The 24277-nt window shown below is 39.0% G+C and carries 16 protein-coding genes, 2 pseudogenes and 1 riboswitch; of the genes and pseudogenes, 11 read left to right on the top strand and 7 right to left on the bottom strand.

Features of this window, described 5'->3' with window-relative positions; all coding sequences use genetic code 11:
- Window positions 1–41: 41 nt before the first annotated feature.
- Window positions 42–263, bottom strand: a complete 222-nt coding sequence (locus NST81_RS16940; RefSeq protein ID WP_053083266.1) for a hypothetical protein — start codon at window positions 261–263, stop codon at window positions 42–44.
- A 1018-nt stretch (window positions 264–1281) separates the two neighbouring features.
- Here NST81_RS16940 and NST81_RS16945 point away from each other — a divergent pair.
- Complete coding sequence (locus NST81_RS16945) at window positions 1282–2574, top strand: CitMHS family transporter (RefSeq protein WP_003354904.1); 1293 nt, start codon at window positions 1282–1284, stop codon at window positions 2572–2574.
- Between the two features lie 75 nt (window positions 2575–2649).
- Here NST81_RS16945 and NST81_RS16950 read toward each other — a convergent pair whose 3' ends face one another.
- On the bottom strand, window positions 2650–3678 hold the full coding sequence (locus NST81_RS16950) for a DUF3048 domain-containing protein (RefSeq protein WP_048624290.1): 1029 nt from the start codon (window positions 3676–3678) through the stop codon (window positions 2650–2652).
- Window positions 3679–4131: 453 nt separating this feature from the next.
- On the opposite strand from NST81_RS16950, the gene NST81_RS16955 reads away from it, so the two are divergent.
- From NST81_RS16955 to NST81_RS16970, 4 genes are all read left to right on the top strand, one after another.
- Window positions 4132–5808, top strand: coding sequence for a glycosyl hydrolase family 28-related protein (locus NST81_RS16955; protein ID WP_082142363.1), 1677 nt, complete (start codon window positions 4132–4134; stop codon window positions 5806–5808).
- 387 nt (window positions 5809–6195) lie between these two features.
- Window positions 6196–6765 carry a CBO0543 family protein gene (locus tag NST81_RS16960; RefSeq protein WP_048624291.1) on the top strand — a complete coding sequence of 190 codons (570 nt, stop codon included), beginning with the start codon at window positions 6196–6198 and terminating at the stop codon, window positions 6763–6765.
- Window positions 6766–6937: 172 nt separating this feature from the next.
- A riboswitch (cobalamin riboswitch) is annotated at window positions 6938–7133 on the top strand.
- A gap of 141 nt (window positions 7134–7274) precedes the next feature.
- A complete protein-coding gene (gene metE, locus NST81_RS16965) occupies window positions 7275–9554 on the top strand; it encodes a 5-methyltetrahydropteroyltriglutamate--homocysteine S-methyltransferase (RefSeq protein ID WP_048624292.1) in 2280 nt (759 codons plus the stop codon).
- A 388-nt stretch (window positions 9555–9942) separates the two neighbouring features.
- Window positions 9943–10746 (top strand): glycosyltransferase family 8 protein, encoded by an 804-nt coding sequence (locus NST81_RS16970; RefSeq protein WP_048624293.1) that lies wholly within the window; start codon window positions 9943–9945, stop codon window positions 10744–10746.
- Window positions 10747–11314: 568 nt separating this feature from the next.
- Here NST81_RS16970 and NST81_RS16975 read toward each other — a convergent pair.
- The 3 genes and pseudogenes from NST81_RS16975 to NST81_RS16985 all read right to left on the bottom strand — a co-directional run bounded on the left by NST81_RS16975 (window position 11315) and on the right by NST81_RS16985 (window position 14095).
- Window positions 11315–12493, bottom strand: coding sequence for an RNA-guided endonuclease InsQ/TnpB family protein (locus NST81_RS16975; protein ID WP_048624294.1), 1179 nt, complete (start codon window positions 12491–12493; stop codon window positions 11315–11317).
- Window positions 12456–13106 (bottom strand): IS607 family transposase, encoded by a 651-nt coding sequence (locus tag NST81_RS16980; RefSeq protein ID WP_048624295.1) that lies wholly within the window; start codon window positions 13104–13106, stop codon window positions 12456–12458. Before NST81_RS16980 ends, NST81_RS16975 begins: the two co-directional genes overlap by 38 nt.
- 275 nt (window positions 13107–13381) lie before the next feature.
- A pseudogene (locus NST81_RS16985) lies at window positions 13382–14095 on the bottom strand (polysaccharide deacetylase family protein).
- Between the two features lie 375 nt (window positions 14096–14470).
- Between NST81_RS16985 and pepT the strand changes: the two are divergent.
- From pepT to NST81_RS17005, 4 genes are all read left to right on the top strand, one after another.
- Window positions 14471–15709 (top strand): peptidase T, encoded by a 1239-nt coding sequence (gene pepT / locus NST81_RS16990; protein ID WP_003354897.1) that lies wholly within the window; start codon window positions 14471–14473, stop codon window positions 15707–15709.
- A 281-nt stretch (window positions 15710–15990) separates the two neighbouring features.
- A complete protein-coding gene (locus NST81_RS16995; RefSeq protein WP_048624296.1) occupies window positions 15991–17112 on the top strand; it encodes a 5-methyltetrahydropteroyltriglutamate--homocysteine S-methyltransferase in 1122 nt (373 codons plus the stop codon).
- Window positions 17113–17387: 275 nt separating this feature from the next.
- Window positions 17388–18302: a DMT family transporter gene (locus NST81_RS17000; protein WP_048624297.1), complete on the top strand. Its 915-nt coding sequence runs from the start codon at window positions 17388–17390 to the stop codon at window positions 18300–18302.
- Window positions 18303–18427: 125 nt separating this feature from the next.
- Window positions 18428–19618, top strand: a complete 1191-nt coding sequence (locus tag NST81_RS17005) for an oxalate decarboxylase family bicupin (RefSeq protein WP_048624298.1) — start codon at window positions 18428–18430, stop codon at window positions 19616–19618.
- A gap of 375 nt (window positions 19619–19993) precedes the next feature.
- Here NST81_RS17005 and NST81_RS17010 read toward each other — a convergent pair.
- Window positions 19994–20449 (bottom strand): annotated as a pseudogene (locus NST81_RS17010) (ABC transporter ATP-binding protein); the annotation flags it as partial.
- Between the two features lie 35 nt (window positions 20450–20484).
- On the bottom strand, window positions 20485–21120 hold the full coding sequence (locus NST81_RS17015) for a TetR/AcrR family transcriptional regulator (RefSeq protein ID WP_341030414.1): 636 nt from the start codon (window positions 21118–21120) through the stop codon (window positions 20485–20487).
- Window positions 21121–21517: 397 nt separating this feature from the next.
- Between NST81_RS17015 and NST81_RS17020 the strand changes: the two genes are divergently transcribed.
- Complete coding sequence (locus tag NST81_RS17020; RefSeq protein WP_048624300.1) at window positions 21518–21976, top strand: MarR family winged helix-turn-helix transcriptional regulator; 459 nt, start codon at window positions 21518–21520, stop codon at window positions 21974–21976.
- Window positions 21977–22065: 89 nt separating this feature from the next.
- Window positions 22066–23688: an MDR family MFS transporter gene (locus NST81_RS17025; protein ID WP_341030416.1), complete on the top strand. Its 1623-nt coding sequence runs from the start codon at window positions 22066–22068 to the stop codon at window positions 23686–23688.
- Window positions 23689–24277 lie beyond the last annotated feature (589 nt).

Below are 24277 nucleotides of genomic sequence, written 5' to 3' on the forward strand. Positions count from 1 at the left end.
TAAAGAAACAATAAATATAATAGAATACATTATCCTCATCGCTACATCTCCTTTAATTTTCCATTTGACATTAAATAAATTTTATTTGCTAGTTCACGCTGTAAATCTTTCAAGTGGCTAACAAATAAAATCGCTCCCCCATTTTTGCTATATGTTTTTAATAAATCTATCGCTATTTCCTGGGATTTTTGGTCTAACGCTGTAAATGGTTCATCAAGAAAAATTATCTCAGTTTTTCTTGCAAACATTGCGATAAAAAACAATTTATGTTTCATACCAAAAAAATAGTTTTAATAACAAAATTTGTCTATATAATTGCAGGAAAATTCGAATTTAAATAAAAAAACAGTCTTGTTGTTGCTTAAAAAAGGCAAGATGTTGTTAAAACAATTTATAATAGTCCCCCCATAAAACTAGACACGAAATGAGGAGGCGTTAAAGTAGGTTTATGGAGAAAACGATATACAACAGATTATAAATTCCAGCTCGTACTAAAGGTCCTAAAAAGGGAAAAACGATGAATGAAATTCCTCTCTCAATGGGATTCACTTGAATCAGATCAGGCAATGGAGAAATGTATTTCTTGAACAATGCCTAGTTGTTTGCGAAAGTAAATAAAAGAGTTGTCACAAAACGATTGAAATTACCCAATTTCAACGAGATGATATTCCCCACATTATGAACGTTTAATTCGACAACCACGAAGGATAAATGACTGCTTTTTCTTTTTCGTGGAAATGGTACGAATCACCTTTAATGTTAAAGATCTGAAATGGCTGTTGCTATTACATCGTTGCCGAATACTTTTCCCCTTTCAAGATAAGATTAATTCCCAAAAAATAGATATTGTGATGATATACATCTGCATGGCTGGAACGAAAAATCAAGACGCTCAATCAAAAATCAGGAGTCTCCAATTTTAAGAGAGTGGGATAAATTATTCGCCGTGTCAAGGAGAACGTGGAATCCAGAGCCGAGTAAGAATTAGTCGCAAACGTTTCTATCATGATATTTTGTCGGAGAAGGCGACTGCTAGAGAAACTTTCTGGATTTTCTAAAACCATACTGCATGTCATCCATCCTAGTTAGTCTATCAAGAGATTTACATAATATTTAGGACTTGAGCTTTATATGAGAGGCACTAGTGGTAATACGGTTTTTTTGAGATCGCGAATAAAAAACAAAATATTCTAAAAACACTTTAATTTTCTCGTTGAAAACGATTACTAAACTTCCCCCTATTTGATATACTTAATAAAAAACATTGCTTGAGGTGATAAGATGCTTGCTGTACTAGGTTTCCTCATGATCATTGTCTTTATGTTTCTCATTATGACAAAACGGCTTTCAGCCATGATCGCCTTGATGATCATCCCGATCCTTTTTGCTCTCATAGGCGGATTTGGAAAAGACATTGGAACGATGGCGCTTGACGGGGTTAAAAGTGTCGCTCCAACCGGAATTATGATTTTATTCGCCATTCTTTATTTTGGACTCATGATCGACGCCGGAGTATTTGATCCCATCATTGCCAAAATCCTGAAAGTCGTAAAAGGCGATCCATTAAAAATCGCCATCGGGACAGCTGTATTGACACTTCTTGTTTCGCTGGACGGAGACGGCACAACCACTTATATGATTACGATTTCCGCTATGCTGCCGCTTTATAAACGAATTGGCATGAAGCCGCTTATTTTGGCGGGCATTGCGGTTTCCGGATCAGGCGTAATGAATCTGCTCCCTTGGGGTGGACCGACAGCCAGGGCAATGAGTGCATTAAATCTGGAAACTTCTGATCTCTTTACACCGATCGTCCCTTCTATGATAGGAGGAGTAATATTTGTTTTATTGATGGCTTATTGGCTTGGAAAAAAAGAACGAAAACGAATCGGTATTATGGAGATCGATCAAAGCACTCTAGTCGAGCAAGCAGCAGCTTTAGAAGAAGATTCCAATAAACGTCCACATCTGCTGTGGTTCAACGCCTTGTTAACTGTTGCTCTATTAATTGGATTAATTCTGGAAATTCTTCCAACTCCGATTTTGTTTATGGCGGGTTTTGCGATTGCCGCTATCGTAAATTATCCTCGTTTAGAAGATCAAAAGGAGCGAATTGCTGCTTACGCAGGAAACGCATTATCGGTTGTGTCCATGATTTTTGCAGCCGGAATTTTCACAGGTATTTTATCGGGAACGAAAATGATTGATGCGATGGCAAATGCATTGATATCCCACGTCCCGGAAGCTTTGGGTCCCCACTTTGCGATTATAACAGCGATTTTAAGCGCTCCTTTTACGTTCATTATGTCCAATGATGCGTTTTATTTTGGAGTCCTTCCGTTAATTTCAAAGGCAGCCTCCGCCTATGGAATTGATCCTGAGGCTATTGGAAGAGCCTCGCTTTTAGGCCTGCCCGTTCATTTATTAAGTCCTCTGGTGCCATCCACCTATTTACTGGTTGGAATGGTCGGCGAAGAATTCGGCGATTTGCAGCGAGCCTTCTTAAAATGGGCATGTGGTTCCACCATTGTCATGATCATCGTAGCCGTCATCATCCAGGTGATTCCGTTTTAAGCTTTATTTAAAAAGGTTGCCGAGGCTTTCCCATTTTTGAAGAAAGCCTCCCTTATAAATGAAGCTCAATGCTGCCTATGAAAAGGAAACGGAATCGAGGCTTTTGACAATATTGATCCATGTTTTGCCGGGAACGAATGGAAGAGAGTGCCCGTTTTCGTACGGCAAAATCCTGCCGTTTTCGTTTCTCCATTCCACTTCTCGGCACACGCCCCGTTGAATCCAATAGGCTTTTCCACCCGAAGTTAAATCAATCTCTCTCCGCCCTTTGCTGTCAATAACACGATGGATCGTTTCGATAATCAACAGATTATCCACTAAAACAGGTTTTTTCGTTTCTGCATCCATTGTTGGCTCTCCACCGGAATAGCGTTCCATTTTTTTCGATTTAGCATCGAACCGATAATCTGCATTAAAAAGTGAATATTTGGAATAAGCTATATGAACGTTCTCTACCTTGCGTCCGGAAAGATGCTTCGATTCGTTATCCGTATAAAAAGGGAGCGGCCTGGGCGCAGGAGTCATTTTGAATTGCTTTTCGGCAGCTCCTTTTTGAATGTTTTCAAAGGTGATGTAGGAATTGTGGGGCGCCTTTCTGTCCTTTGACCGTTTAAATAAAGTGCCATCATACTGAATGCCATTCAGATTATCAATCAAGCCCGATTGGAGCATTTGTTTCGCCTCCGGGCTATAGCCGTGAGCGATAAACAGGCTATCGTAGCCCTTCGCCAAATCAATCATGTAATCTCTCGCGCTGCGGACAGGCCCTATTTTATCGGGCTTTTGGCTTTGAAAAATGGCCAGAAACCGAGTAATATCACCTTCGGCCAGCACTTCATACACAATATCAGCTGATTGAAGCCCTGATTGCGGCCGAGCTTTCGGATGATTATTTATGACCACAGCCACTGCGCGATCACTAGGCTTTTGATTGGTCCAGATCCCAGTCAACGGGTAACGATATCGTACTTCGTGTTTGTCCGTGTCGGAAACTTTTTCTTGAATTCGGTCTCGATCATTCCGTGAATTTTCTTTGCCGCTGCCGGCACATCCCGATAATGTCAAAATCATGATACAAGCTGCTGCTAACCATTTTTTCAACATAAACATAATCCCCTATTCTTATAATATGGACTTCTTCCCACCATCTTTTTGAAACGGCGATGATTCTTTTCTTGATCGCTGCTGGTTGAACTCTCCCTCTCATAAGGCATATAAAATGAAATAAATTTACATTTGAAAACAGCTCGCTAAAAAACGTACATTCCCTATTGATCATTCTTGTCAAATTTCTCTGTCAGCAACCGTGTACACGTCGATTCTTAAACTATGGAACTGTCTTGCAATCGGTTTGTTCGAGAAAAAAAGCAAATGTCCGCAAATGAACCGCTTTTGTCAATATATGTTTCCGGCAGAAAACGGGTATAAGCTTATGAATTGATTTTCTCCTAAAACAAGAAGAAAGTATTTTAAAGGATGAATACAACTTGAAAACAAAATAATCCTTCTTCTTGTTACAAGGTTATATAAGCCCAAATGGAGAATACTACAAAATACATGAACCTTGTCGCCAAGTTTTTCAAGGGAGTGAAAACATTGCTTTGCTTAGATAAGAATCACGATCCTATCAAAAATAAAGATTTGATTGCAAACCTTTTGGATACGAAAACAGATTTGAAAAATGTCATCAAGGAGACCGATGAACTTTTTGATCGATATAGCAACAAGAGAAAGCAACGAAATCCTTTCACCGCTTCTGTGCTTTCTGTCATCAAAAAAACAACAAACTTTTTACCTGTCCAAAAAAGGAACGATATTTCATGGGAGACAGATCTTGATGAGAACGGTTTTGTTTATCCAATATGGAAAAACCTTTTAGATCAAGAATACATCCATTTAATGTCCAAGATTGATAGGATCGTAAATGTGTTAGATTACGGAGCTATAGGAGACGGAAAAACCGACAATACCAAAGCGTTTCAAAAAGCGATTGGGAACGGGCGGGTAATAGTGCACGTGCCGGAAGGTATTTTTTTAACAAAAGGAATCAAACTGCCTTCTTGGACATGCTTAATCGGAAAAGGAAAAGGCATCACAACCATCAAGCTTCATCCCGATGCCCCCATCGAGACAAGATTAGTGACAAATGCCAATCATCGGAAAGGAAATCACCATATTTTGGTAAAAGGGATGAGTTTAGACTGGAATATAGAACGGCTCGGGAACACGGAGCGTACGAGCGCGGGCGGGCATAGTTCCAGCTGCTTCACATTCGCCAATGTCAAATATGGATGGGTCAAACAGGTGGAAGCCATTAACCCCGGCCTGCATTGTTTTGATGTGTCCTCAACCCGCTATCATTACGCAGGAGACGGAAAACGCGCCCGAGGCCGAAGCCGGTACATTTGGCTTGACCAATTAAACGGATATGGGTTTGGCGATGATGGAATCACCACTCATCACAGTGACTACGTTTTTATTTCCAACAGCCACATGTGCGATCCAAGCGGAAGAGCCCATCCAAAAGGGATATCCAATTCCAACGGCATCGAAGTGGATGATGGATCCAGAAACATATGGCTCGTCCATAACTCGACGTCAAGATGCTTCGGCGGCGTAGAAATTAAAGCCCACCACAATGCTTCGGCAGCATCCAACATCTACATCATCGGACATTTATCCGTCCACGATAACCGTTCTTATAACTTCCGTCATATCGGACACCATAAAATCTCGGATCCCGAATCAAAGACGGCTTATAACATAAAGGCGACAATGATGGTGTCAATCGCGCCGATCTATACAGATTTATATCAGCATTCTTCCCCCAGGGGACTGGTTGTTTCTGCCTATCGGAACGTAGTCATCAACCATTTTACATTAATAGGCGACCCGGATTATGACTACAAGGGAAATCCTGTGATCGCCATTCAGTATCGGGCGCGCAATATCGTGTTGAATCATGTGTCGATACGGAATTTCCATACAGCGGGTGCGGATATTAAGATCTTTGGCGGTCCACAGCGGGCAGATGACGTCACCATTCGCCATTCAACCATCCGCCAGTCCGCTCCTCTGGCCATTCAGATTGGTGCCGGAGTTCAAAATATCCACGTTCATCACTTGAAAGCCTTTAATCCAAACGGCAAATGCGGGCTGAAAACCGTAGAGTTTCCCCCCTCCATTTCCAATTTTCAAGCTGTGGGCTATAAAATGCCGATTTGTATAAAATAAAAATTCCATCAGGGGAGTTTTTTCATCCTCCCCGATGGTTAGTGGAACTAATCGGTACTTTGGGGCCGTTGTTCTTACGCCAAGTCATCCGTAGTTGATCTTCATTCCCATAACGACCATATAACATCTTTTCCTGATCTGTTCAATCCGGATAGGGAAGCGGAGAGTTCATTTCAACCTTCGAAATCTTCTCTTTGCGGTGGTAATTTTTCCTTTTATTTCTTATTCCCAATTCTACTTTTCCATCATCTGCAACGAGAAAAAAGATGATTCATGTGGGATCAAAGATCTAATAAATCTAATTATGATTTCCTTAGTGCATGTCGTATATTTTTCGTCTTTTAGGTAACCATAAATATAGAGAAACGAACAGGAAGGTGGGATTTTATGAACCAACATCAACAGCAATTATTCGATTATGTAACAAAATTACAACAAAAAGTAAGTATCTTACATGCAGACTATTGGGCACAATATTCCAGTTTTCATACATGGCAATTTTGGGTGGTTGTGTTAATGCTCATCGTTCCCTTAATTGTTTTAGCTTTTACGATAGACAGAGAGAAAATTTTTTTAATTGGATTTTATGGCTTTAATATACATGCTTGGTTTGCATATATTGATACATACGGGGTAAGGACAAGATTATGGGGATATCCCTATGAAGCCATTCCTTACTTTCCTAGTTTTTCATTGGATGCCTCCCTTGTTCCGGTCGTCTTTATGCTCGTCTATCAATGGACGTTGAATCACAATAAAAATTTTTATCTCTATTCCTTTCTTACCGCCTGTGTATTCGCTTTTATCGTGAAACCGATTTTGGCCAGCCTTGGTTTATTAGTCGTATTTGACGGGGTGAACTATTTTCACATTTTGATCGTATACTTGATCACATTCTTAATTTCTCGGATTGTAACAAAGATCTTTTTATTGGGTGAAAAAAAACCGGCTCATTAAACTTTAACGAACCATTCTGAAATCGATTGAAAAAATGCTTAACAGATCCTACTTTCGATGGAGAGTGAACCCTCACTCTCCTATTTTTTGCTCCCTTGACAATTACCACCGATCATGATATCTTGACGTTACTGTTTTTCTATAATTTATAATATAAATTATTTTTTTACAATTTAATATTGTGGGAACAGGTTCCAAAGACGATTTTTGTCCTTGGATGAAAAGGGAAGCCCGGTGCAAATCCGGCACGGTCCCGCCACTGTAAGAGGCGAGCAATGCCGATGCAGCCACTGGCCGAAAAGGCTGGGAAGGTCGGCAAAAAGCGATGACCCTTAAGTCAGGAGACCTGCCTGTTCTGACAACACTGCTTTTACCTACGGGAGATAGGGAGGTGTTATGAATGGAAAAAACAGGGTATTTTACACCCTTTTTTTGGCATTTCTAACTCCTTATCGAACGTTAGAAATGCCTTTTTATTTGGGGAAATTAATTAGGGAGTGAAAAAACACATGAAATCAAGCAATCTTGGTTATCCACGTATTGGTGAAAATCGAGAATGGAAAAAAGCATTGGAACAATTTTGGAAAGGCCAAGTGGATGAAAGCCAGTTTCTACAGACGATGGAATCCATTCGGCATCAACACTTGAAAAAACAGCATGAAATCGGGATTGACCTTATCCCCGTCGGCGATTTTACGTTTTACGATCAAATGTTGGACACGGCAACTATGTTTGGATTAGTACCGGAACGATTTAATTGGAAAGGAAATGACATTCCCCTTTCTGTTTATTTTGCCATGGCGCGCGGCAGCGACACTGCGCATGCTTGCGAAATGACGAAATGGTTCAATACAAACTACCATTATATTGTGCCTGAATGGAACAACGCCCAACCAAGACTCATTGAAAACAAGCCGCTGAAAGCGTACCAAGAAGCAAAAAGGAAGCTTGGAATCTTAGGAAAACCTGTACTGATCGGGCCATATACCTTCATCAAACTGTCCAAAGGATATAAGGAAAAAGAGCTCCCTGCCCTTATTTTGCAGCTTCTTCCTCTTTATGAACAAATTTTACAGGAATTGCAAAATGAAAAGGTAGAATGGCTGCAAATCGATGAACCTATTCTCGTTACTTCTATTTCCAAAGAGGAAATGAAAACGATCCAGTTCATTTATCATCAATTGCATGAGGCGGCACCAAACTTAAAAATTATGCTGCAAACATACTTTGATTCCGTCGATTGGTACCAAGAGCTTATGGACTTGCCGATTCAAGGAGTCGGACTCGATTTTGTCCATGGCGGCGAAAACAACTTAGAATCACTGCTTACTCACGACTTTCCCGACAATAAAGTGCTCGCGGCTGGCATCATTGACGGACGGAACATCTGGCGGTCTGATTTAGCGGAAAAACGTCATCTCATTGAAAAGATCACTTCTGTCGTTCCGGAATCGATGCTGTGGATTCAACCTTCTTGCAGCTTAATTCATGTACCGGTAACGACGAAGAACGAAACAAAATTAGACAAAATCATCAAACAATCGTTGGCTTTTGCGGATGAAAAATTAACCGAAATTGTGTTCCTGGCAAGAGATCAACACGGGGTGGACGACGCTTATTTTCAAGAAAACCAACAAATCATCCAAACATGGAAAAACCATTCGGAAAGACATCGCCAAAGTGTACAGCATGCTCAAAAAAACTTACAACATGTATCAGCGAAAAGAAAATCGCCTTATTCCATTCGCCAATCCGTCCAAAAAGAAGCGTTCGACCTCCCCATTCTTCCGACAACGACTATCGGCAGTTTTCCGCAAACAGCTGATATCCGCAAGGCAAGGCAAAAATGGAAAAAAGGCGAATGGAATGAACAGCAGTACGAACAGTTTATTCAGCAGCAAATTGAAAAATGGATTTGTCTACAAGAAGAGATAGGACTGGATGTATTGGTTCATGGTGAATTTGAAAGAACCGATATGGTGGAGTTTTTTGGGGAGAAACTGGGAGGATTCGCTTTTACCGAAAATGGTTGGGTCCAATCGTATGGCTCACGCTGTGTCCGTCCCCCTATTATCTACGGCGACGTAGAATTTTTACAGCCGATGACCGTGAAAGAAAGCGTCTATGCACAATCATTAACGGACAAGCCTGTAAAAGGGATGCTTACGGGACCGGTGACGATTTTAAACTGGTCGTTTGTTCGCGATGATAAATCTCGTCAAGAAGTATGCGAACAAATTGCGCTCGCTTTAAGAAAAGAAGTGGAAGCATTAGAATCAGCAGGCATTGCGATGATCCAAGTAGATGAACCCGCTTTGCTGGAAGGATTGCCTTTGAAGGATCATGACAAGCAAAACTATTTGAATTGGGCCGTGCGGGCATTCCGAATCACCACCTCAACAGTCCAAGATACAACGCAAATTCATACTCATATGTGCTATTGCGATTTTGCTTCTTATTTAGAAGACATCAGCAAAATGGATGCGGATGTGATTTCAATTGAAACATCCAGAAGCCATGGCGAAATTATCCCTGTCTTTGAAAAACAAACGTACGACAAAGGAATCGGACTAGGCGTTTATGACATCCACAGCCCTCGAATACCAACTGTAGAAGAGATGGCCGCTATTATTGAAAAGTCATTACAAGTGTTGGATCCCGGCCAATTTTGGATTAACCCTGACTGCGGTTTAAAAACAAGAAGTGAAAAAGAAGCGATTGCCTCTTTAAAAAACATGACGGCTGCAGCCGACGAAATCAGAAACAAACTAAAGGAAACCATACGCTAACTTTATACGCTGAAAAGAAAGGGGCGCGGCTTGCCCCTTTCTTTCATTATGAATCTAATATATCTTTTCCATATCATGAAAAACACTATGTTATCGCTGTTGCTGAAGGGGTACTTATGACCCCTTATGAATGAACAAATCTCACAATCTTCTTTCAATCTATGAACGGTTAAAAAGAACCTTTTCAACTTTCCAAAATAATTTAGAAACCAAAGAAATAAAATGCCCCCGGATCCCCTTGTCTATACTCCCCTTTTCTCGTTCAAAACAAACGATTTTCCCATATTAGATTAGTTCTCATCTATGAAAAAATTTTCATTTTATAATAAAATGATATAAGACTGTTTTGTTTTTCTTAATAAAGGTAAATTCGTAAGGGTGTATGCACATGATGAACATTCTTGTGACACTGAATGCCAATTACTTACCCCCGCTGAAAGTACTATTACATTCACTGTTCTGCAACAACAAAAACGAGTCATTTTCCATCTATCTTCTATATTCCGACATACCGGATCAAGACATAAAAACTTTGGAGCAATACATATTCTCAAAAGGACATCGTTTCACTCCCATATTCGTAGATTCGAAATGGTTTCAAGATGCACCTGTATTTCGGCACTACACATCCGAAATGTATTATCGGCTGGCCGCTTATCAATTTTTGCCGGAGGATGTCGATCGAATATTGTATCTTGATCCGGATATTGTTTGTATTAATCCGATCACAGATTTTTATTGGACCGATTTTGAAAATTGCTTATTTGTCGCTGCCGAGCACGAACATTCTGCTAAAATGGCGCGGGCAATCAACAAATTGCGGTTGCGTACACCAAATGCGAAGGGCTATTTTAATACAGGTGTGTTGTTGATGAACATGGCGTCTATCCGAAAAGAAGTGAATATCGAAGAGATCTACCAGTTTATCGAAAAAAACAAATTAAAACTCGTTCTCCCAGACCAAGACGTATTGAATGCTTTATATTGGGATAAAATCAAGCCGGCAGACAGCCTGAAATACAATTACGATGCCCGCTATTATGAACTTTCGAAACTGATCCCTAAGCGAAAACACACTATCGACTGGATTCGCCGCAACACCGTTTTAATCCATTATTGCGGAAAAGACAAGCCTTGGCATAAACAATACAAAAATGAACTCAAGTGTTTTTACGATCAATATAAGGAATGAAGATTTCAGAATAACGGAACCATAAAACATTGTTAACACTACAGACAATATTATTTTAATGTCTCTCATTCCAAGACTTTCAAGATAAAAAAGTAAGAGCTGTATGCGAAGATCTACGCGTACAGCTCTTTCGTTCTGTGGTGAAAAGGGTTAGAAACGCCCCATCTCTACTCGAATTTTGTTTATTAAAATTCGTTTAATTGGAATGTATTTTCCGTAATTCGACACTAAATCCAATGATGCCAATAAGACCAGAAATAGCAAAAGTGAAAGGAATTACAAGTGAATGAAATGACGGTGTTTCAAGAAACAAGCGATACACCCCATAAACGCATACAATAAGAGAACTTATTAACCCGATTACAGTCCTTGTCTTTATTTTGAATACCGTTACAGAAAACTTATAAAAAGTTATAATTTCCTACAACTTTTATGTTTCATTACTTCTTCATCGTGTCTGCTTTCACGTCTATCTATTAAACAGATCGCTACTTGCATTTGGTGTAACACTCCAAAGTCGTAAATTCCCGACTAACGAATCGGTACATGTCTGCATTAACTTGCATTGTTAAGATGCAGATTCTAAAACATTTTCACCATATTTTTTAAGATTTATAGACGCTTGATAATCTCGATCAACAATATTTCCACATTCGCATTCAAAAGTTCTATCGGATAACTTCAAGTCTTTTTTAACTTTTCCGCAACAAGAACACAACTTAGAACTTGGAAACCATCTATCCGCCAAAATGAAGCGAATATTATTCCAATTTGACTTGTATTCAATTTGTCTTCTAAATTCATGGAAACATTGTTGTTGAACAGATTCAGCTAAATGTTTATTTTTCATCATACCTTTTACATTCAAATCTTCTAAAACAATAAACATTGGTTTTCTGTTTACGATTTCAGAAGTGATTTGATGTATGTAGTTATGACGAATATTCGTTAGTCTTCGTGAAACTTTTAAAAGTTGCTTTTCACTTTTTATAATGTTGTTGGTTTTCCTGTAACGGTTTCCCTCCCTTCCTTTTTCATATTTTCTTGATATTTTGCGTTGCAACCTACGCTTTTTCTTCTCTAATTGCCTAATTCTTTTTGTTTTATTAATATTTCCATAAACTTTACCATCAGAACAAACAGCTAAATCTTTTATTCCTAAGTCAATACCTATCCCTTCTGTTTTTGAAGGAGAATAATCACTATCTGTTTCTATTCCAACAGATACCCACCAATTCAAACCATCAAATGTAAATCGAGGATTCGTATACTTAACATTTTCACCAAATGGAATACGTCCTTTCTCAGCTAATCGAATCCAATTTATCTTTTGTTTATTCGACTTCTTACTTGAAGCAAATCCTTCTACTTTTACATGTGTTTTTGTGAATTTAATTTTCACATTGTCTTGATAAAAACTAGGTGTAGATTTCTTTTTACTCTTGAATTTTGGATATTTTGATAGTCCTTTAAAAAATCGTTTGTAAGCATCACAAGCATCTTTAATCGCTTGTTTCGTTACATTATTGCTTACATAATTCAACCAATTAAATTCATCAAGTTTTTTCATTTGAGTAAACTGTTTTCTCAAAGTTGAATCATTGATGAATTTACCACCATTTTGATAATTTTCTTGTTGCTTTGCAATTGTCCAATTATAAGCAAATCTAGCTGTATTCGCATATAGAAATAATTTAGTTTTTTGCTTATTATTTGGTTTCAACATCACTTTTATTGACTTTATCATTTAGCAACTCCTCATTTTCCTCAATTAATTCATCTACTAACTTTCTAGTTTTATTAGCACGTTTTCCTTGTAATCTACAACTAAATACTGTAACAATCTGTATTAAATCTTCTACAAGTTCTTGTTCATCTGTTTTTTCAGTGCTATCTAAAACTTCAATCTCACACCCATTAAGGTTTGCCATATACTCAACCAATTCAAAACCAAATCTAAGAAGCCTATCTTTATAGAATACTACTATTTTATCTACTTCTTTGTTATTTATCATTTTGATTAGTTGACGCAAACCTTTTTTCTTGTAATTAATCCCACTACCAATGTCTTGAATGATTTCATATTCAACATTTAACGATTCTAAATATTTTTTCATATTTTCAACTTGTCTTTGCAAATCATCTTTTTGTTTATTAGAAGAAACTCTGCAATAACCAACCACTTTTTGACTAGTTTCTTTAATACCAAGTACCTCTTTAAGTTGATCGTGAGAATAATATCTATAGCCGTTTGAGCCAGTATGATGTGGTTTTAATTTTCCACTTTTGTCCCAATTTCTTAAAGTTTGTGGCGTTCGATTGATTAATTTGGAAAATTCATGAATGCTATAATATCTCATGCTATATTCCTCCTTAAATTAAATATAGCATGAAAAAATTATAAAGTCAATAAAAATTTTATAACTTTTTATAAGTTATTTAAAACTGTTTAAGCCTCCGTAGAACTTATGGAAAGTTTTATATGGTTATATGAACACGCTTATTCAATATATTGGCAAAGTCGCTAACATGATAACAGGAATCTGCTAATATTTTCTTTTTTCCTAAAATCACTAATGAAGTGATGTAAACCTCAATAGTTTACATATAGTATGAATGTCCACCCATTTTCAGACTAATTGTTTTTCCATTTTTGCAACTGATTCACCGTGACGAATTTGTAGCCTTCTTTGGACAAGGCCGCTAATATTCCTTCAATGGCTTTTAACTCTTTTCCCGTATCATCATACATTGGATGCATCAAAATAATAGACCCGGGTTTCACATTTTTTTCTACATAATCGACTTTGTCAGAAACGGAAGTATAATAGGTGTCTGGTTCAAGATTCCAAGTGATGGTATCCATATGATGTTTATTTAAGTAATACTAATACGGTAATCCCACCAATTTTTTGCCATTAGGTGGTCGAAAATCGATGGGCCCTTTATAACCTGTTTTTCTGATTAACGTATTGGTTTTTTCAATTTCCTGTTGAATAAAGGAAGGGGTTTTAAAGACCATTCGCTTATGGGAATAGCTATGATTGCCAATTTGATGTCCTGCTTGTGCTATTTTCTTTCCTTCCTCCAGATTCTTTTCCAACTCATTCCCAATGACAAAAAAAGTGGCTTTCGCATTGTATTTATCCAAAAGAGGCAACAGTTGAACGACATTCTTTGTAGGCCCATCATCAAAGGTCAAAGCCACAACTTTTTGACTTGTTTCAACCTGGTTGGTTAACCCTCCGAATAGCTGGTATGTTCGTGAATTCATTAATTTGTAAGTACCATACAAAAGAAGAAAAATGGCCAGGAAAACGATTCCGACTACAAAAATTCTTTTTTTCATACATTTACCTCTACTTCTTATTTAGTTTTAATGAAATGTTTAAAGGTCATATTATTATATCAAAAATCGTATGCCATAGATTTTTATTGAGAAAGCCTAAACATTCGGTCGATTCAAAGCCTTGAAAATAAAAAAGTGAGTGCTAAAAACCATTGTTGGACTTAAAATAAAATTTTTCTTGCATTTTGGATCAAAATCTCAATCGGCTTACGAGTTTCATTGAAAACGATCTTTGTCAGCAAAAAAGAAGGTGTTCGCGTGAAAAAAAGGAAAATAAAAAATTGTTGGTTTTCTCGATTGTAGAAAACATCCGAGAAAGTATGTATCCTCTCGGAAGAGTATAATATAAAATAAAACGTGAGGAGATGAACGAAAATGAAAAAGGAAGTAATGGAAAGATTTATTTCTTATGTCAAAGTGGACACTCAATCTGATGAAAACAGCAACACTTGTCCATCTACTCCCGGCCAGTGGACGCTTGCCCGCATGCTTGTGGACGAATTAAAAGCGATCGGCATGGAAGATGTGACAGTGGATGAAAACGGCTATGTGATGGCCACTCTTCCGGCCAATACGGAAAAAAATGTCCCGACCATTGGATTTTTGGCCCATCTGGATACAGCGACTGATTTTACCGGTGCCGGCGTTCAACCGCAAATTGTCGAAAACTATGACGGCGGTGACATTATCTTAAATAAATCTCTAAATGTCGTACTTTCGCCAAAAGATTTTCCTGAACTGGCTAACTATAAAGGCCACACGTTGATTACCACTGACGGCACCACTCTTCTCGGCGCCGATGATAAAGCGGGGATTGCCGAGATCATGACGGCTATGGCTTATTTATTGGATCATCCAGAAATTAAGCACGGAAAGGTAAGAGTGGCGTTTACACCGGATGAAGAAATTGGAAGAGGTCCTCATAAATTCAATGTAGACGCTTTTGATGCAAAATATGCTTACACAGTGGACGGCGGCCCACTCGGCGAACTGGAGTATGAAAACTTTAACGCTGCCGCTGCCAAAATTACGATCAAAGGCAACAACGTACATCCCGGAACAGCGAAAGGGAAAATGGTGAACTCGACAAAGATTGCCATGGAACTCCATCGTAAACTGCCGGAAAAGGAATCACCTGAATATACGGAAGGATACGAAGGATTCTATCATTTGCTTGCGATCAACGGTGATGTCGAACAAACAACTTTGCACTACATCATCAGGGATTTTGATCGAGAACAATTCAACGCCCGAAAAGCCCAATTAGAAAAGATTGTAGAAGAATTCAGAAATATATACGGGAAAGATAATATTTTGTTGGAACTCAAAGATCAATATTATAATATGAAAGAAAAAATCGAACCGGTCAAAGAAATTGTCGACATTGCGTACGAAGCGATGAAAAATTTAGACATTGAACCGAAAGTTACACCGATCCGAGGAGGTACCGACGGCGCACAGCTATCGTACATGGGCCTCCCGACACCTAATCTTTTTGCAGGCGGAGAAAACTTCCACGGCAAATATGAATACATTTCCGCCGACAATATGGTAAAAGCAACGAACGTGATTATTGAAATCATCAAACTGTTTGAACAAAAGGCCAATGCATGATCCTTACCGTTATGTTTTGGCTAAAAAACACATCAAACGAACCCATCTTACATCTGGGTTCGTTTTTCTTTTTACAGACAATCAGAAAACAGAATTTTGGTAGAAAAGAAGCTAAGATCCTTCAATTTCTTTTTTAAATAGGGCCACATTTCCGAGAAATAGAATCAAGTATGCAGAAACGATCGATATGACAGACCTGTTTTATGTTTCAAAATATTTACTTCTATCTGAATATTTGATACCATTTAATTTAATTATTTAAAGGAAGGAAGGGAACAACTTTGGAACAACACACAATTCAATCACTGCAAACCAAAAAACCGCCGTTTCGTGCGGATCAAGTGGGCAGTTTGTTAAGATCAAAACGGATTCAAAAAGCTCGTTCTCAAAGAGCAGCAGGCGAAATAACAGCTGACCAATTGCGGCTGATTGAAAATGAAGAAATCGCACGGATCGTTGAAAAACAAAAAGAAATCGGGCTTCAAGCCGTGACAGATGGTGAATTTCGCCGAGCATGGTGGCACTTTGATTTCCTTGAAAACCTTGACGGCGTCGAAAGCTATGAAACAGAAAGCGGCATTTCATTTCATCAAATGCAAACAAAGTCTCATGGAATTAAAGTGACAGGAAAATTGGATTTCACAGACCACCCTATGCTGGAAGATTATCAATATCTCCATAGCATCGCCGGCAGCCATATTGCTAAAATGACCATTCCAAGTCCAAGTATGCTTCATTTAAGAGGCAAAATCGAAAAAACCGCTTACGGGGACGAAGAAGAATTTTTCCATGATTTAGCTAAAACTTATCAAAAGGCGATACAAGCTTTTTATGATGCAGGCTGTCGCTACTTGCAGCTCGATGATACGTCTTGGGGCGCCCTGTGTTCAACCGAGAAAAGAGAAGAAATGCTGGCTCAAGGAGTAGACCCCGATCAATTGAGCACTACATACATGAAGTTAATAAACGAAGCTGTGGCGGTCCGTCCGGATGATATGACGATTACCATGCACATTTGCCGTGGCAATTATCGCTCGACATGGTTTTCTTCCGGCGGCTATGAGCCGGTAGCAGAAGTCCTGTTTAACGGATTGAATATAGACGCCTTTTTCCTCGAATATGACAGCGACCGAGCTGGCGGCTTTGAACCGCTCCGATTCGTGAATCGATCCGATTTGAAAATTGTGCTCGGCTTAATCACATCAAAAGCGGGAGAACTGGAAAATCCAGACGATATTAAACGGCGCATTGATGAAGCCTCCCATTATGTTGATTTAAACCAATTATGTTTAAGCACACAGTGCGGTTTTGCTTCAACAGAAGAAGGCAACTTGTTAACGGAAGAACAGCAATGGGCGAAACTGCGCCATGTCGTTCAAATTGCCCAAGATATATGGAAATAATAAAATGTATTTAGAAAGACATATCATTCCGGTATTCACGGGTGATATGTCTTTTTATCAATGAAACCGAAACGTCGATTTTATGTTCTCTAAACAACACCGCCCCCCCCAATCTGAAACGGATCGATTTTCCCATCAACACAAAATGATTTAAAAAATTTCAAAAGGATCATGAACGGAAATCGATTTTTTATTTTTGTGAATGCGACTCAATGAATCTTTAGGAACTATTGTAAAGATTCATTGAAAAACGGAAAGAAAAGCGAGGAATAGCGATGAAAAAATACCAAGTCTTTTTGTTTCTAGTCCTAGCCAATTTATTTTGGGCAGGTAATTATGTGTTCGGAAAATATGTAGTGGCCGAAATGTCTCCTTTACAAATGACATTTTCCCGTTGGGTGATTGCGATCTTTCTTTTATTCCCTCTCGCTCATTGGATTGAACGTCCGGATTGGAAAAACGTTTGGAACCAGTGGAAAATTCTCATCGTTCTGTCGCTGTTGGGGATTTTAGGGTATAACCTTCTTTTATATGAGGCCTTGCGGTTTACGACCTCCTTAAATGCAGCGCTGGTCAATTCGATCAATCCGGCAGTCATCGTCCTTTTTTCCGCCATTCTTTTAAAGGAAAGAATTTCGCTGGTGAACGGCTTCGGCCTCGTCATTTCCCTTCTGGGGGTTCTTCTTGTTTTAACGAAAGGACACTTGGAGCAAATTTTTCTCATTGACTATAACCGAGGCGATCTCTTCATGCTCTTGGACATCCTCGTTTGGACGTTTTATTCCATTTTAGGGAAAAAGATTCAAAACGTTCCCCCCATTTCTGCTACTGCGGTATCCGTATTATTGGGATTGGTGATGCTTCTTCCTTTTATTCTTGTTTCCGGCGTCCACTTTCCTCTTAGCAAAGAAGCCGCGATAGGAATCTTATACATTGGAATTTTTCCCTCCGTCGGATCTTTTGTTTTCTGGAATGCGTCCATTCGGGAAATTGGCCCCAGCCGAGCGGGAATTTATTTGAATTTGATCACGGTATTTACCGCTCTTCTAAGCCTGCTCATGGGGAACCCTATTACTTTCGTGCAGATTTTAGGAGGACTCCTCGTCTTTATCGGCGTCTATCTGTCCAGCCAAAAAAGAAGGCAAGAACAGGCCGCCCTGTTAAACCAACAAAAAATAAGTGCGAAATAGCGACACATAAATAGATTTCACCAACCAAATGCAAGCCATAAAGAATAAAACATACACACAACAAAGCGATCATAGAATGGAGATAAATGACTTATTGCATGATCTGAGGAAGGGGAGCGTGTTTCATGGACAATCGAACTCGGAATCAGCATTATTATGGCCATGTGCCTCATCCTATAAGAGATGATGGCGCCGGTGCAACCGATTTCGGTCCGCGGGACATCATGAGGGACCTGGAGAACCCCGACATGCTGGTTCCGCCTGCCACCGATGCCGGAACGATCCCTAACTTGAAGTTCTCTTTTTCCGACACCAATATGCAGTTAAATCATGGTGGTTGGTCACGAGAAGTAACGGTAAGACAGCTGCCGATCGCAACCACACTGGCAGGCGTGAACATGCGTCTGACCCCTGGGGGTGTTCGTGAGCTGCATTGGCATAAACAAGCGGAATGGGCCTTCATGATTATGGGCCGGGCGCGCATCACCGCCGTCGATCAGAACGGTCGGAACTTTATTGCGGACGTCGGCCACGGGGATCTATGGTACTTTCCCCCCGGCATTCCACACTCCATCCAAGGGCTTGAAGAAGGCTGCGAGTTTCTGCTTGTTTTCGATGACGGCAACTTCTCCGACTTCGACACCTTCTCCATCTCAGATTGGTTCGCGCACACACCGAAAGACGTACTGTCCGCAAATTTCGGCGTATCAGAAAACGCCTTTGCTCATATACCCAAAAAACAACGATACATTTACCAATCAAAAGTTCCCGGTCCTTTGGAGAGCCAAAAGATACCGGACCCTTATGGAACGGTGCCCAAAAGCTTCACACACCGGTTGCTTGCGCAGGAACCGCTCGTCACTCCGGGCGGGACAGTGCGTATAGTCGATTCCACCAACTTCCCCATTTCAACTACCGTTGCGGCGGCATTGGTAGAAATCAAGCCAGGCGCTATGAGGGAAATGCATTGGCACCCGAATAACGATGAATGGCAGTATTACCTATCGGGCACGGGACGCATGACCGTATTCGCAGCAAATGGCAAGGCGCGAACTTTCAATTACCGGGCCGGCGATGTAGGATATGTGCCGTTCGCCTTCGGACACTACATCCAGAACACCGGTGACCAAAGCCTATGGTTTCTGGAGATGTTCAAGAGTGACCGTTTTGCCGATGTGTCACTAAATCAGTGGATGGCGCTTACTCCTCGGGAGCTGGTAGCGGACAACTTGCATGCAGGACCAGAATTGATGAACGCACTACGTAAAGAAAAATGGCCGGTTGTTAAATACTCCAATCAACAACGACAAGTTTAATACGACCAAACCGTTGATCATTTCTGTGAGCTGTCTGCCGACTCCAAAATTAGCTGTCGCTTATAATGATTTTTTACATCACAAACACAAGGAAAGATTGAAAAATCCTGTGCATTCGCTAAGTCTCACTCCTTGCCCTCATCTTCAATCTCCCAGTGAGCAGATCTTGCCTCCGCAAATGGTTATCCATGATTCATTTCACCTTATTTGAATCATTCACTGTTACACAAAGATTTCGCAACTTTATCCTATTGAACCAACAAGCACAAAGCATTTTATCCAGTTATTAAAGACAAGTTTAAACCATGACTTTTTAGTCATGGTTTTCGCTCTTTTTGTCAATAACTGATTATCAATTTATTTTTTATATCAAAAAATCATCAGCTTTGGCTCATGGAGCAGCGCTTGAACGATCCCAACCTTCTTTTTGTTCTCCAAAGATAAATCATCTATTTTTTTATTCAGATCCAAATCCATTATTTCAGCTAATTCTTTCATTCTCTTGCTGCAATCTTTTTTATAAAAGCTGGCTGAATATTTCAGCAAATCTATCACCTTCATATTGTCATAATAAAAAACTTCTGAAGGCAAATACCCGATGTCTTTTTTGATTTCAGGAGCATATTTTATACAGTCTTTTCCGAAAATCTTGGCATTTCCGCTTGTCGGATAAATGAGAGACAATAACGTTCTTATGGTCGTCGACTTTCCCGCACCATTTGGTCCGATGAATCCAAAAATCTCACCTTGTTCAACCGTAAAACTAATATCCGTAATTCCTCTTGCCTTTCCATAGGTTTTCGTCAAGTGGTTGATTTCAATGACATTCATTCTTTGAACCCCCTTTTTTAATAATGCAGACTTTCTCAATCTTCGGTTTCATCATAAAAAGATTCCTTAAGCAGATTTAAATAATAATCCATTTCCGATAATATTTCATCCATATCGAAATGCTTCAAAGAGAATTGCTTCATCTTTTTTTGCTGTTCATTTGATAATCCTTCCATCGTCCACATGATAATTTTGATAGCTCTGTTTATATCAAGGCCTTGTTTAAATTTTGAAGTATCAATATCGGTAAATAATTTTTGATAGCTGCTGACCAATATTTCGTTATTCCTTTGCTCTAACTCTTTTTTTACCTCGTCGGATTCTTCTTGAGAGGCGGCTATAAAGAAATTGAAGATATCGGGATATTTCTTCATTAATTCAAATTCCAGGACTGCGCATTCTCGCCATCTCATGAACAAGTCTTTTTCATTCCAATCGATTTTCGCGTAAAACTCATCCATGATCATCTCTACAAAATAGTCATACAAAAATAAAAACAATTCCTTTTTATTTTTGAAATAGTGAAAAAGCAGCCCTTTTGAGATATTGGCTTCTTTTACAATCCCATTGGTGGACGCTTTTTCATAACCATGTTTGGCAAATTCTTTTAGTGCCGCATTTAAAATTCGTTCTTGCTTTTCTGGATTTATTTGAAAGAAATTGGAAAACAAATGATGATCCCCCCATTTATTTACCGTTATTGACCGATTTGGTCAATTTCATCATAATCCTATTGACCAATTAGGTCAATAGAATATAAAATGAAATTTCCTGATGCATCCTATCCTCAAGAGGAATGTTCAAAACTTGATCGGAATATCATATAAAGTTTTGTGAAAAAAATACCGTTTGTATGAAAAGGTTCATCCTGCAGATTTTTTTGACATGAAAAAAGAACGATAAATAGAGGATGTTTCCATAAATGAGTGAATATAACTCGTTAGTATTAAAAAAAACCATTGATTTTTATTTAAATACCCTTTATATTTAATGGCATGGAATTTTATATAAAATAAATATTTATAAAGTTTATATTTATCTCCGTTAATTAATAAGGGGAATCCTATTATGAGGGATGTTTGCGACTACATTGCACGAATTCAATCGGCCAGTCACTTCGTTTACCAAAAAATACATCCGGAAATGTCGGAAAGTCTACATGATCATGGGATAACACCTACACAACTATTTGTTCTGTCTTTATTAAAAACACAAGGAAGATGCAACATTTCTCAATTAGCCGATCACCTGGGTGTAAAACCAAGTGCCGTAACATTTATGATGGATCGCCTTGAACAGAACAAACTCATTATGCGCGAGCATGATCAAAAGGATAGAAGAGTGGTCAATATTAGACTGACCAAACAAGGAGAAAATATGTTGGAAACCATTTTGGAAAGTAGAAAAGCCACCATAACCAAATACCTTTCCTATTTGACAGAAGATGAACTTTCGTTTATGGCGGAGACCGCCGAAAAACTTGCAAATTACACAGAAAAAGAACAAATAGAAGAACGAACAGACTGAAGGATAAAGGATCAACATGTTGTTTCGTTAACTTAAGATAACGAAACATCCCGTTTATAGATGATACAAAAGAAAAAGGAGCTATGGATATGGATAAAACGATGGATACAAATCATAATCGTACGATATTATTGATTGGTCTTATTATTGCGATGTTCTTTTCTGCGCTTGACGGAACCATTGTGGGAACCGCTATGCCAAAAATCGTAGGAGACCTAGGCGGATTAAGTATGATGACATGGCTTACTACCGCTTATTTGCTTACTTCTACTACTATTGTTCCGATCGCAGGAAAATTATCGGATTTATTAGGCCGCAGAGTGGTATATATTGCAGGACTGATTATTTTTATGGGGGCATCAGCACTTTGCGGAATGGCCCATAACATGACAGAGCTAATTATCTATCGTGGAATACAAGGAATTGGCGGCGGAATCATGATGCCGATGGCTATGATTGTCATCGGGGATACATTTACAGGAGAGCAGCGCGCCAAATTCCAAGGAATTTTTGGCGGAATTTATGGCCTCGCTTCTGTCATTGGTCCGCAAATCGGCGGATGGATTGTCGACTCATTAAACTGGAAATGGGTATTTTATATCAACCTCCCTGTTGGAATTTTAGCCACCATCTTTATCGCCTTAGGATTACAAAAACACAAACATACAGGCCCTATTCACTTTGACATTGCCGGTATGTTTACGATGATGGTCGGAACCGTCAGCTTGCTTCTTGCGCTTAGTTTAGGCGGAAAAGACTACGATTGGAATTCATGGCAAATTATCGGTCTGTTTACATTGGCAGCCATCGGTTTAGTGAGTTTCGTGATCGTGGAAAGGAAAGCGAAAGAACCGATTCTTCCTTTGCATTTGTTCAGAAATAGAACATTCGTTTTCTTGAATTTAATTGGATTCTTTATGACGATTGGAATGTTTGGAGCCGTTACGTTTGTTCCGTTTTTTATGCAAGGCATTATTGGAGTCAGTGCTACTCAATCCGGAACGATCATGACACCGATGATGATTTCCATGATTATTACAAGCATTATCGGCGGCCAGTTCGTTTACAAGATGGGCATCAAACTGCAAATCATGATAGGGATGTTCATTATGGCCGGCGGACTCTTTTTATTAACTACTTTAGATATGGATACAAGCAAGTTAGTCGCAACATCTTATATGGTTGTGATAGGTTTAGGGTTAGGGTTCGTGATGCCAACAATTACTTTGGCTCTTCAAGAAAGTTTTTCAAAGCAAGAACTGGGGGTTGTCACCTCTTCCAGCCAATTTTTCCGTTCTATTGGAGGTACTTTTGGCATTACCGTTTTAGGAGCTGTCATGAATAGCACATCCGGAACATTATTGACAGACAAACTAGTTCCATTTTTAAATACATTGCCTGCACAGGCGGGACCTATCGTATCAAAATTTAAACAGACGATAGCAAACAATCCAGAAGGTTTGTTCCAAATGCTCTTTAATCCAAAAACGTTGAAACAGATGCCTCCTGAATTATCCAATCAAATGGTGCCGATTTTAAAAACATCCTTAATGGATTCCTTGCACAGCGTGTTTTTTGTAGGTTTATGGTTTGTCGTAGCTGGAGCAGTGTGCACCCTTTTCTTAAAACAAATCCACTTGTCGAACAAAAAAGGTGAAAAAGAATCGAAACTGAAAAATAGAAAAAAAGTCGTTGCTACCAATTCGAATTAAATTCACGAAAATATCATTCATCAAAGGGCTGTTTGCAATGATTTCAATATAACAAGTTCCATCTTTTCTTAGCAACAGCCATGCGAAAAAGAAGCCGTCCATTTGGATAGCTTCTTTTTTTCGTTTGGCGAAGTAATAGTTCACTTATTTTTTTTTGCAAAAACAACGGCTCTTGTGTAATCAACGCCGTCTAATATAACACTCCCAAGAAACTTATCAAATAATGCCTCCTATCTCCCTAAAATTGGAACAGTTATGGGAAACCACTTGAAAAAATCCTTCTTTTTCAAAAGCTGAGCTGAATGATTTCATTTAAATGATGAACGCAATAACTCGATAACCTGCGCGGCTTCTTGACTTTGAATTTCAAGCTTCAATGTTCATGGCATTTTCATTGTACAAATAAAAAGTTCATATATTCTCAAAAATCCTATCATTATATTTAAATAAAATTCTATTGATTTACGAAAAATTTTTTCATATAATTTACTTACAAAATGAAAATGCTTTCAATTATTAGTTGTGCTGCAGTGATTACATTCAGTCCCATCCGAAAAGGAAATTTGTGACCCCCTAACACAACAAAAAC

The organism is Bacillus sp. FSL W8-0223, from assembly GCF_038006805.1.
In the GTDB taxonomy this organism is placed as follows: domain Bacteria; phylum Bacillota; class Bacilli; order Bacillales; family DSM-4216; genus Bacillus_O; species Bacillus_O smithii.